The organism is Paenibacillus sp. FSL R7-0312 (genome assembly GCF_038004445.1).
Classification (GTDB): Bacteria; Bacillota; Bacilli; order Paenibacillales; family Paenibacillaceae; genus Paenibacillus_AQ.
This window is the reverse complement of record NZ_JBBORE010000001.1, coordinates 3,656,151-3,668,498: the sequence shown is the minus strand read 5'-3', so window position 1 is coordinate 3,668,498 and position 12,348 is coordinate 3,656,151. Positions and strand designations below refer to the sequence as shown.

Below are 12,348 nucleotides of genomic sequence, written 5' to 3'. Positions count from 1 at the left end.
GCAGGCGCTCAAGTGTCAATATAGGTACGGAGATGAACCCATGTCAGATGCTTCGGAAAATGTAACGAAAAATGGTCCTCCAATCGATGTCCTGATCCCGGCTATTGAAAAGGATCTTGCCACCCTCCCCCATGTAATCGACAGTCTCCGCCGTTACGTCCGCCACCCTATCAGCCATATTTATATTGTCTCGCCGAACAGCAGCAAGATCAGAAGGCTATGCTCCTGCAAAAATTGTGTTTTTGTCGATGAAACCACCGTTCTGCCGTTCACTAAGAAAGCTATCCGCTACTCCTCTTCCCGCTGGAACCGTTCCGGCTGGCTGTACCAGCAGCTGCTTAAAATGAACGGGGATCATATTTGCCGCGAGAAATTCTTCCTGGTGGTTGATGCGGATACGGTGCTGATTCGCCCCCATCGTTTCCGTTCCGGCGGGAAAAGCATCTTTTACTGCCGCAGCTGGAGCCAGCCGGAATATTTCCGCACCTACCGGAAGCTGCTCGGCGCCGCCGCTCCTTCCCCTAAGTCTTTTGTTACACACTATATGCTGTTCGAGTCCGCGAAGCTGGCCAGTCTCAAAAGAATGATTGAAGCCCGGCACGGGATGCCCTGGCATGCCGCTATCCTCCGCTCCATCGACAAAACGAAGCAGTTCGGCTTCTCCGAATTCGAAACCTATGCCAACTATGTGTACAGCAGGAACAGCGCCGCTGTGCTGCTCAGGAACGCCAACAATAAAGCTCTGAAGACTCCGGCGGCCTCCCTGGGCAAAGCGCAGCTTCAGAAGTATGCCCGTACGTACCGTTCGCTGTCCTTCCATCAGCGCAAGGGATATTCCACTCCGCCCAAACCTTAAGGAGGCAGACCGCCTTGCATACTATTCTTCTAAGCGGGGGCTCCGGTATGCGGCTATGGCCCCTCTCCGGCAGCATCCGTTCCAAGATGTTCCTGCCGCTGCTTCCTGCACCTGACGGGGGCACAGAGTCCATGATCGGACGCGTATGCCGGCAGCTCGGTCAAGCGGGACTTGACGGATCCGTGCTGTTCGTTGCGCATCAGGAGCAGCTGGCCATCACCCGGCGCTATACCGGAAAAAAATTCCAGGTGATCGGGGAGCCTTACAAACGCGGCACATTTACGGCAGCCGCCTATGGCGCCCTGCATTTGTACTCCGCAGGAAAGGCTAAACTGGAGGACATCATCTGCATCGCTCCGGCTGATATGTATGCGGACGAAGACTTCTTCCGGCTGTTTCCTAAGTTTCCGGATATTCTGGCAGCCTCACAGGCAGAGCTCCTCCTGCTTGGAACTCAACCTGCCCATCCTTCGGATCAATACGGCTATATTGTCCCGGCACAAGGAGGCATGGAGGCGTATGCTCAGGTGCTCTCTTTTGCAGAGAAACCGGATATCGCCAAAGCGCGGGAGCTGATGCAGGAGCATGCCTTATGGAACTGCGGGGTATTCGCGTTTCGGCTAAGCTTCCTGCTGTCGCATCTGCAGAGGATGGGGCTGCCCACTGATCATGCGGCATTTGCTGCTCAATATGCCGGACTTCCGGTCCGCAGCTTTGACAAGGAAGTGGCGGAGCACAGCACCAAAGCAGTCGTTGTGCGGCATAAGGGGGAGTGGTCTGATCTGGGAAGCTGGGATATGCTGACTGCCCGGCTGGACTCCCCGTTGACTGGCGAAGGAGGCTTATGGGGGGAATGCCGGGATACCCATATCGTCAACGAGCTGAAGGTTCCGCTGCATGTAATCGGTGTACCCGGCATAGTCGCCATAGCGAGCCCCGAAGGCATCCTGGTTGCAGCCAGGAAGGAAGCAAACATGATCAAGGACATCCTGCAAGAGCATTCTGTTCAGGAACCGAGGTACGGTGAGACCGGCTGGGGCAGCTATACCCTTCTGGACCAGGCAGCAAATGGCATCCGCCTTGTACTTACGATGATGCTAACACTGCTGCCGGAGCATGACATCCCGGAAATGGACTGTCAGCATTCTGCCAAGACATGGATGATTGTATCGGGCCACGGTGAGGTCACGGTGAATGGAGCCGCAGCCGCAGCATCGGCAGGGGGAATATTCACTATAGCCCGTGGAGACCGGCATGCGGTCAGGGCTGTCAGCACCTTGAAGCTTATTGAGGTACGGATCAGTGATCCAGGCGATGAGAGGCGGGTATATGGCAGCTGATAAGAAGTTTCAAGGCTTGTTCTTCGCATCCGCCGCTACAAACAAAAAGGGATATCTCAAACGCCAGATGGTGGCTGTTTGGGATATCCCTGATTGCTATACGGACGGCAGAAACTGGAACCATTTGAAGTCAAACTGGCTGCCCGGCAGGAACAGGAAGGTGACCGTCTGGCTTCCGCTTACCGGCGGCTCCAGTGTGAATTCACGCTCCGTGTAGCTGTCGCTGCCAGCAAATTCAATCAGCTGCTTGCCTTCGCCAGCGGGTCCGCTGAACAGGATCTGCAGCGTGTTATTCGCAAGCGCGGAGCGGCCGCAGATTACAATCCGGGAGCATTCCGCCCCTCCAAAGTCCATCCCTGCAAAGATAAGCGAGACATTGTTGCCGATCCCCTCGATTGCGTTCTCTGTTACTATGAAGGTATCCCCGTAAACCGCGCTATTGGTTAGGGCATCAAGACGCTCAAACGCCTTGTGCTTGCGGACAAACGAGAAGCCCTTCAGATGAATCTTCTTGCGGAGTACAAAAGTCAGCGAAGTCATACCCGTCAAACGCTTAGGCAGTGTGTAACGTTCCTCCTGATATACATTCCATAGGGAAGGCTTCTGATAAGTGACTGTGATGAGCAGCTCGGCACCACTCTCCCCGGGAACGCCTTCCCAAATTTCAATCGGGAGCTCCTGATCATCAAGCGAGAAGATGGGCAGGATGATCTCATCAGCGCCATAATCCCCGAAGTCGATCCGTTCGAAGCAGATCCGGCTCTCCCCTTCCCGGGCTGTGGCGACACCCCGTTCATTGCCGTTAGTCAAATTCCGGCTGTGGCTGCTGTTAAACCCGGAAGAGACAAACTCATACGGATTCAGATAGGCTTGGCCAAGGCCTGTAAGCTTGAATTCCATTTGTGAATAGAGCCGTATGCCGTCAGCACCATTGGCTGTACCGCAGCGGATATACACATCTCCATCGCCCAGAGCAGATATCACCGCTTCATGCCCACTAGCCTCAATGGTGGCGATATTCGCATCAATGCCAGCAGCATTGGTAATCCGCCACTCGACATCCTGCCAGGCAGCATCCGGCGGATGAAGCTTCACACGAACCGGAAGCGACGGTTGCTCCGGCGTCAGAACGTTGCCCGCAGGACAGATCAGCTCCAGCTTGCGGACCGGAATTTCCCGATTATGGCCAACCTCCGGCTCCGCAGAAGACGCATCTGCTTCCAGCGGATTATGCGCGTAGAGATACAGCTCGTCTTCATTGAAGGTTCCCGGTGCCGGAAGAGCTGACCTGAGGGTAAGCTCAGCGGAAGCTAAATTCGCCGAGGCCGCTCGCAAAGTAATCGTTCCAGGCTCCAGCGTACTGGCAATCACAGCAAGCAGTTTGCCGCTGAATAACTTGCGGCTTACACCTTTATAGGAGTCATAATCCGTGCTGTCCCCATTATCCAGACCGATCAGCCGCCCCGGGCCTTCAATGCTCAGATGCACCTGATTATTCGCATTCGCTACCGGACGTCCCGACAGATCCAGTGTACTGATCGTTACAAATATAAGGTCCGTACCATCCGCTGCGATTTCCTGTTTGTCAGGGGTCAGGACCAGCGAATCTGCATCTCCGAAGGAGGAGATCTGATCCGTAGCAATTATATTCCCCTTCTCATCATAAGCAGCTGCGCGAAGAACCCCCTCCGCATAGGGCAGCTGCCATTCTCCAAGCAGCTTATGTCCATGGATATGGTCGATATTCACGCTTCCTTGCGAGACTTCATTTACGAACAATTCAATCCGCGGAGCATTAGAGCAAACACGGACATCAATCTGCTGCCCCTCCGAGAAATCCCAGTAAGGGAAGATGTGAACCATAGGATTCGTATGGTAATCCGTCCATTCCGCCTGATAAATATAATAGGAATCCTTAGGGAAACCTGCGGTATCCAGCTGTCCGAAATACGAATTCTTGGTGTGATATGGAGTAGGCTCACCTATATAGTCAAAGCCGGTCCAGAGAAACTGTCCCAGCGAGAAAGAAGCATCCCGGTCTGCAGTGATGCAGGCCTCTGTGCTTTTGGCTCCCCAGCTGGTAGAGCTGTTCCCGAGGGAAGAACACTGAAGATCATCATCTGCCAGCACGGACTGGGCCAGCGGGAAATGATAGACTCCCCGGCTCTGCACGGTAGAGCAGGTCTCACTGCCGTAGATAATCCAATCCGGATGCTCCCGGTGATGCTGCCCGTAATATTTCTCTGCGTAGTTATAGCCGGCTACCTTCACGATATCAGCGCATTTCTGCGCATTCTCCCACGGCATGAAGTTCGAGCCGATGGTAACGAACGCATTGCCTCCCGGATCATGAACCAGCACTTCAGCCTGCAGCTCCCGGGTAAGCTCCTGACCCCGGCTATCCGCATGAGTGTCGTAAATCTCGTTGCCGATGCTCCACATCAGCAGACTTGGGCGGTTGCGGTCACGCCGCACCCAGCTGGCAATATCGCGCTTCCACCACTCCGGATAGAACCTGGCATAATCATAGGCTGTCTTGCTGCGCTCCCACATGTCGAAGGCTTCTGAAACGATCAGCAATCCCATTTCATCGGCCAGCTCCATGAGTTCGACAGCAGGCATATTATGTGCTGTACGGATGGCATTCACGCCCATTTCCTGCAGCAGCACGAACTGGCGGCGTAGAGCCGCCTTGTTCACAGCAGCCCCCAGAGCACCCAGGTCGTGATGCTGGCAGACTCCGTATATTTTGACATGACGGCCGTTGAGGAAGAAGCCCTTGTTACTATCCAGTACCATGGTCCGGAAGCCGAAGCTCTCCTTCTCCACTTCAATTACCTCATCCTCTGCCAGCAGTTCGGATTGCAGGCTATAGAGTTGGGGACTCGTAATATCCCATAGCAGGGGCTGATCAACAGTCAGACGGCTGTGGCTATGGACTGTTAAACCGGCTTGTACAGGCACCTCTGTAATTTTCCCGGCAACAACGGTACCCTCCGCATCCAGAATGCTATGCCGCAGCTTCAGCTTCGTGCCTTCTGCAGCAGCTTCAGCAATATGCAGCTCAACACCCACATCCACTGTCCAGGCTTCACCTTCCGCTGCTCTGGCCACTATATAGATCCCGTCTGCCGCCATATGCGTCTTCGGCGTAGTCTTGAGCCAGACAGGCCGATAGATTCCGGCGCCGGAGTACCAGCGGGAATTGGGCGATTCATGGATGACACGCATATATATTTCATTCTCCCCCGCTGTCAGGTACGGGGTAATATCAAACTCAAAGGTAGAATATCCGTATTTCCACTCCCCCGCGACCTGGCCGTTCACGTATAGCGTAGAGTTCATATACACTCCCTCAAAACGCAGGGAAACGAGCTCCTTGGCAGGCACTTCACCGAATTCAAGGCCGGTGCGGTACCAGCCCTCTCCGTTCTCATAGAGATTATAAGTATCGTAAATCAGCCAATCATGCGGCAGCGTAACCGGCATCCAGTCCGTACCTGCGGCTACCTTGGCGAGCTCGGAATGAAGCGGCTGCTTGCTGAATTGCCAGCCCTTGCTGAGTTTCCTTTTTAGACTCATTGCTGCACTTCCCCCTTAGATCTCCATAGCTAAGCTTCCTGAATAACTTCATACCATACTGCAGCGGACGCATCCGCCAATTAACAAGAGTTTGAACTGTAAATACAACAATTAGATGAGAGCAACGGAGGTGAAGTTTGGAACTGTAGGAGCGGAAGCGTCCGCCTTTGTCGCCGGATTTCTACCGCGTAGAGCGGTTTAAATCAAGAAATCCGGGGACAACAGCGGCCGGAAGTCCAAACATTCACCGCAGTTGCAGCCGGAATCGATTTTGGACTTGCGTACGAACTCTCTACCTCACCCCTTTAGAGCCCCTACCATCACGCCTTTTACAAAATACTTCTGCAGGAACGGATACAGCACCAGGATTGGCGCTGTACTCACGATAATTGCCGCATACTTCAGCGTCTCAGTCACATCCCGGCTGTGGAGCAGCGTTGTGGTGCCCAGCATGCTGGCGTTATCGTTCTCAAGAATGATATTTCTGACCACAAGCTGGATCGGGAACAGGCTCTGGTCCCGCAGGAAGATCATCGCGTTGAACCAGCTGTTCCAGTGGCCTACGCCATAATACAGGATCAGCACGGCGACAACCGGCATGGACAACGGAAGGAAGATGCGGAACAGGATCGTGAAGTGGCCAGCACCGTCCAGAAAAGCGGACTCCTCCAGCTCCCTCGGAATCGCCATGAAATAAGTGCGCATGATGATTAAGTTGAACGTACTAACCGCGGTAGGCAGAATCAGCGCCCAGAGGCTGTCGAGCAGGCCATAGGATTTCACGATCAGATAGAAAGGCACGAGTCCCCCTTGGAAAAACATGGTGAATACGATGAAGAACATGATCGGCTTTTGCAGCAAGACCCCTTCCCGTGACAGGAAATAAGCGCCAAGGGAGGTAAGCGTCATGTTAATGACAAGTCCCACCACCAGAATGAACAGTGTATTTTTGAAGCCGCTCAGAATGACTGGGTTGTTAAGCACCGCCTTGTAAGCTGCCAGCGAGAAGCCTTGCGGCCAGAGCAGAATGCCATCGAAGGAGATCAGGCGGTTCCCGTCACTTAACGAGGAGAACAAAATATACAGCATAGGATAGAGTGTCAGAATAATCATAAGCACCATAATAATGGAATTGCAGATATCAAAGATTCGTTCGCCGAGCGACGCTTTAATCATCGTTGTCCACCCCTTACCAAAGACTGTTTTTACTTGCACGTTTACTGAAAGAGTTGGCGAGCAGCAGAATGGTGAAGTTGATGACGGAGTTGAACAGACCTACCGCCGCACTGTAGCTGTAGCTGAATTCCAGAATCCCTTTACGGTAAACAAAAGTGGATATGACATCAGCCGTCTCGTAAATACTGGCGCTGTATAACAGAATGATTTTCTCAAATCCGACATTCATAATATTTCCGAGTGCCAGGATCAGCATAATCATAATCGTAGGCAGAATGCCGGGCAGGGTAACGTGGCGGATCTGCTGAATCTTGGTCGCTCCGTCAATTTTGGCAGCCTCATACTGCTGCTGGTCAATACCGGTGATGGCGGCCAGATAGATGATTGTTCCCCAGCCGATTTGCTGCCAGATCTCACTGATGATATAAATGGGGCGGAAGGACTCGGGCTGTTGCAGAAATGAGATCCGGGCGCCGCCAAAAAAGGCAATGACATCGTTAATCAAACCATCCGATAAGGTGAAGTAGCGCACAATTCCCGCCACAACTACAAGTGTAATAAAATGCGGCATGTAGGTAATAGTCTGTGTGATCCGGCGGAAAATCGGGCTTTTCAATTCATTTAGCAGTAAGGCCAGAATGATCGGTGCCGGAAATCCGATGAGCAGATTGAAGAAGCTTAGCAGAACGGTGTTCTTAATTACGCGAAAAAAATAAATACTCGAAAAAAAAGCTTCAAAGTGCTTGAATCCCACCCATTCACTGCCCCATATTCCTTGGGAAGGGACAAATTGCTTGAAGGCAATAATCGTACCGTAAAGCGGAACATAGTGGAACAAAACATAATATAGGATGACAGGCAGAATCATCAGATACAGCCATTTATTGCGCAGGAAGTCTTTTCCCAGTCTGGTTTTCAGCATATTTCCCTCTCCTTTGCTGCAAGGCTTAAGGCCGGGACTGCCCGTATCTGTTCTTTGTAGCAGCCCCTGCCGTTATAAGTTTAGTTAGCGGTTCAAATAACGTTCGTAGGCCGCTTGTTGAATTTCCAGTGCGCGCTCAATGCCCAGATCCTTCATTTGCTGAACAGCTTGATCATATTTATCAACAGATTCGGTTCCCAGGATGATCTTGAGCTCCGTTTCTTTCACAAAGGCGTTGATATCGTTCATAATACTGCTCATTTCATCCGCTTCTTCGGCAGTTGGGGTTACCGGAGGAAGCAGGTGGCTCTCATGATTGGTTTGTTTCCAGATACCGATGGATTCGGTAGTTGCCGGATATTTCGCCGGCAGATTGTTGTCCTGCTGAATCATCGGGAAGTTGGTGCCGTGAGAATATTTGGACATGACCTGATCGCTGCCGAGGCCCTCCGGATTCTTAACTACAAGATCGGTATAGACGGGCTTGCCGTCTTCCAGATTGTAAGTAATTCCTTCAACACCATAGGTATTCAGCATGCTGCCTTCCATGGTAAAGGCATAATCCAGCCAGCGCATAGCGGCTTCAACATTCTTGGCGGTGGCAGAGATTGCCGCAGAGCTTGTCCCCGCATAAGCATTATCCAGCTGGCCAAATTCTGGAAGCTCGCCTTTGACAGCAGACGGATAAGGAGCGGCTACGAAGTCGGCCTTCGGATCGGTTTCCTGTACGGCTGAATTATATTTCTCAATATAGTACTGCCAGCCAATCGTTGCACCGCTAACATTAGAGGTCATTTTCTTATCGACTGTAGCTGCATCAATAGAGGCGAAATCCTTGTCGATCAGCCCTTCTTTGTACCACTGGCTCATCGTAGTCAGGTAATCCTTGTAGCCCGGCTCTAAATAGCCGTACACTACTTTTCCATCATTGACATAGAAGTTCCCCATCACGCCGAAGGCTCCGGCGAATCCGCCTGTCCGTTCACCGAGGAACATCGTGCGGAAGGTTACAGGGGAGGCAGCATTCTTCTTCTCTTTAAAAGCAGTCAGGACGGTATGCCACTCCTCAATCGTTTCCGGGATACTGAGATCCAGCTCATCCAGCCAATCCTGACGGATAATCGGCCCGCCATAGACACGTCCGGCTTCCGAGCGGATGAACGGAAAAGCATAGTAGGTGCCGTCATCCGTTTTGATCATTTTGTCAATTTCCGGGTGCTCCTGGAGGGTCTTCTTCAGGTTAGGCGCGTATTGATCAATCAGATCATTAAGCTTCAGAATATATCCCTGCTCTACAGCTTTGTCAGGACCGCCCGGATATTGCAGCCATGTATTCAGGAAGATATCCGGCAGTTCACCTGATGCCAGCAGCAGACTGAACTTCTGATCAGTCATGGGTGTTCCGCCCAGCTGTTTGATGGCGATTCCTGTACGTTTCTCGTATTCGTCATCGACCGGCAGACGTTCCGGCGTGCCTCCCAGCTGTTCGTTCATATAAGTCAGCTCTATTCCGCCCGACATCGGATAAGTGAAATCTGCAGCGGCTTCATTTGAAGCAGGGGCGTTCCCTGCAGATGTGTTTGGAGCGCTCTCATTGTTCACATTCTTGGAACTGCTGCAGCCTGAAGCCAGCAATGTGAGACCTAACAAAACGACAACCGGTTTGTGAAGCTTGTACGTTCCAAATAATTTCATCGCTAATTCGACCTCCGTTATATGTTTAGATGACGACTTGATGCCTCTACAATGTAAGCTGAATCTTGTATACAAACAATATTCAAAATGCGGAATCCATTATTAAAAACGCAAAAGGAGGATAGAATCAGCCTGCTTCTATCCTCCTGTAGAGAAATTGAATATCCGGTTTGTTTATTGCAGAGTTTTGAACCGCCCCGGTGTGATGCCTTCATACTTTTTGAATACCCGGATGAACGCACTGCTGCTGGAGAAGCCCACACGGGAAGAAACCTCCTCAATGGTGACTCCTTCCTGAAGCAATTTTTTGGCCTCGGCTGTACGAACCTGACTGATGTAATCATGCAGACCCTGACCCATCTGTTCCTTGAACAACCGAGACACATATTGCGGAGTGATGCCGAAATTGGCACCAATCATGGACACACTAAGATTGATGTCCGCATAATGATTCTGCACATAGGCAGATACCTCGTCTCCGATTCCCGAATTTGACACCAGCGCAAGCTTCTCCGTGGCTTTGCTGCAGGCCATTTGGATCAGCTCTGTCAGCTCATGACGGAAATCTGCGCGTGTGGAGCAGGCCAAGAGCCTTTTCATCGGACGCCATTCCTCCCATAGCTTCGAGCGCTTCGTTTCCTGCGGGACGGCCTTCATAATGGAGCTGGTTAAATCAATCATGGCATATCTCACAAGCTCAATGGACACCTGGGAACCGAAGAAGCGGGCCAGAATCTCATCTGCCATCGCCGCAGCCTTCTCAAATTCACCGCTTTTGACCAGATTAATAAATACCACTTCATCATTGATTGTCAGATAATAATCCGTCTCCTGCGGTTCAATATCCCCATACCAGATTGATATATTCTCTTCCAGCACCAGCCGGTATTCCTGAGCCTCCAGCGCCTGCAGATATCCCTGATGCATACTGCCCATTCCGTGAAGCAGCTCGCTGCCGGCCATCGCAATCTGCAGACCGTATTTCCGCTGAATGAAATCCAGGGTTTGGCCCAGCGCATCTTCAATATCCTCTTTCCAGCTGACGGAGCGGCCGGTGTTAATATTCATAACCGCCGCAAGCATACCGTCCATTTCGGTGAAGCTCAGGCCGTGATCCGGACCTGTGAAATCCATAATGATGTTGGACACGATGAAATTGGAAAGGCTTGGCGACGGACTGCCTTCTCCGCCAGCCTGAATGTAGAATAGGAGTACCGCAAAATCCTCCGAATCCCACTGGAAGTGATGGACTCTCGCCGCTTCCTCCAGCGATAATCCGTCTTCCACCTGCCCTTTGAGCAGCCTTGATAAGTAGTAGGTCTGCAACACACGCAGCTGCCTGAATTGCCGACTGTTAATGTCATCCCTCTCCCGGATGGTAGCCAGGGCGCTCTCCCGGATGAAGGAGAATTCATCCAGCACCCGCTGCGTCTGCTCATCTGTGGAGGGCGTGAACATATTAACCAGCTCGCGGACAGGATTATAATTCTTGCGGGCAAAGTAGGAGATGACCACCGTCCCGATCAAAAAGCTGATAAATAGTCCCAGCAGGTTCAAATTGCGGATTTGCCGCGCTTTTTCCCAGAATACGCTTGAAGGAAACACACTGATATACTTCCATTTGGTGGTATCGGAATCGATGAAGGATACCATATTCTCCGTACCGGCGATATCCTGGAAAGAAGTGCCTGCAGTCTCATCCCCAGCCTGGGCGTCCGGCACTGCCAGCTGCGGGGAAGCATCATTATTCTGAAATAAAATCTGATTATGATCATCGGCAATGTACACCTCACCGTTATTCACCCAATCCACATTCTTCAGCATGCTCTGAATCTTGCTGCCGTTCAGCGGCAGAACCAGCATCCCCTTCAGTCCATTGTCAGCAACGCTGCTGGTGAACGGCTTCATCATCACAACCTTATTCTCCCAGCGCTTGAATTCAATAAACGGCATGGGGGTCCCGCCATCGTCACTCCCACCGTTCAGCTGTGACAGCCATTCTTCATAGGACAAGCCGATCATCGTACTGTTCATCGCATAAAAGGTTTCACTGTCCGTATACGTCTCATCCGTCAGTACCCTGTCCAGACTGCTAGAATACAGATAGATTCCATCAATGAAATCATTGGCGGATTTGTACCTGCTCAGCTCCTGCCGGGTTTGATAGATCTGAAAGGCCCCTGCTCCCTCTGTGTCAGGTGTGAGAGTTAAGTATTTGTTCACACTGCTATGAATGGATAATTGCATGGCCAGCTTCTCAGCCTGATTAATCTCGCTGTCTACTGTATTCTGCATCTGCTTAAGCATGGCGTTGCCTGCTCGTTCAATCTCATACTCTACAATCTGTTTGGTCTGCAGATAGATGATAGCGCTAACAATAAGCGGGATAAGCATGATCACAGAATAGGAGACGATCCATTTAAAGGCAATACTTTTGCTGAACCTAAAGCGCTTATATTTCATCTGCTGTGCTCCCTTACTGTTGCTTGTCTGGATTCTGGATGGATCGGACTGAAAATCCCACTTGTTTTAGGCGAAGGGTAACTACGGTGAATGTTTGGACTTCCGGATACAAAGGCGGACGCTACCGCTCCTACAGTTCCAAACTTCCCTTTCGTTACATTGCCTTTTTTGTGAAGTTTTCAAGTTCACCTCATATAGAATTCCACTATATGATAATTGAGTCCAGCGGGCAATCCACAATATGAACCCGATCGACAATTTGTAAACAAGACCGTTGTACTGCGCAATCCGGCGGAACCATCCAGCTGAACATT

The 12,348-nt window shown here is 51.4% G+C and carries 7 protein-coding genes; 2 read left to right on the top strand and 5 right to left on the bottom strand.

All coding sequences use genetic code 11. The features are described from left to right. Positions 1 to 40: 40 nt before the first annotated feature. Positions 41 to 856: a DUF6492 family protein gene (locus MKX70_RS15900; protein WP_340840318.1), complete on the top strand. Its 816-nt coding sequence runs from the start codon at positions 41 to 43 to the stop codon at positions 854 to 856. Between the two features lie 14 nt (positions 857 to 870). Continuing rightward, the gene (locus MKX70_RS15895) at positions 871 to 2,196 is read left to right on the top strand and encodes a sugar phosphate nucleotidyltransferase (RefSeq protein WP_052416624.1); all 1,326 of its coding nucleotides are present in this window, start codon (positions 871 to 873) and stop codon (positions 2,194 to 2,196) included. A 96-nt stretch (positions 2,197 to 2,292) separates the two neighbouring features. Here MKX70_RS15895 and MKX70_RS15890 read toward each other — a convergent pair whose 3' ends face one another. The 5 genes from MKX70_RS15890 to MKX70_RS15870 all read right to left on the bottom strand — a co-directional run bounded on the left by MKX70_RS15890 (position 2,293) and on the right by MKX70_RS15870 (position 12,034). After that, complete coding sequence (locus tag MKX70_RS15890; protein ID WP_340840317.1) at positions 2,293 to 5,778, bottom strand: glycoside hydrolase family 2 TIM barrel-domain containing protein; 3,486 nt, start codon at positions 5,776 to 5,778, stop codon at positions 2,293 to 2,295. 297 nt (positions 5,779 to 6,075) lie between these two features. Further along, the gene (locus MKX70_RS15885) at positions 6,076 to 6,954 is read right to left on the bottom strand and encodes a carbohydrate ABC transporter permease (RefSeq protein ID WP_042238094.1); all 879 of its coding nucleotides are present in this window, start codon (positions 6,952 to 6,954) and stop codon (positions 6,076 to 6,078) included. A 13-nt stretch (positions 6,955 to 6,967) separates the two neighbouring features. Then, positions 6,968 to 7,876 (bottom strand): ABC transporter permease, encoded by a 909-nt coding sequence (locus tag MKX70_RS15880; protein WP_042238096.1) that lies wholly within the window; start codon positions 7,874 to 7,876, stop codon positions 6,968 to 6,970. Between the two features lie 84 nt (positions 7,877 to 7,960). After that, a complete protein-coding gene (locus MKX70_RS15875; protein WP_340840316.1) occupies positions 7,961 to 9,571 on the bottom strand; it encodes an extracellular solute-binding protein in 1,611 nt (536 codons plus the stop codon). A 174-nt stretch (positions 9,572 to 9,745) separates the two neighbouring features. Then, complete coding sequence (locus MKX70_RS15870) at positions 9,746 to 12,034, bottom strand: AraC family transcriptional regulator (RefSeq protein ID WP_340840315.1); 2,289 nt, start codon at positions 12,032 to 12,034, stop codon at positions 9,746 to 9,748. Between the last annotated feature and the right edge of the window lie 314 nt (positions 12,035 to 12,348).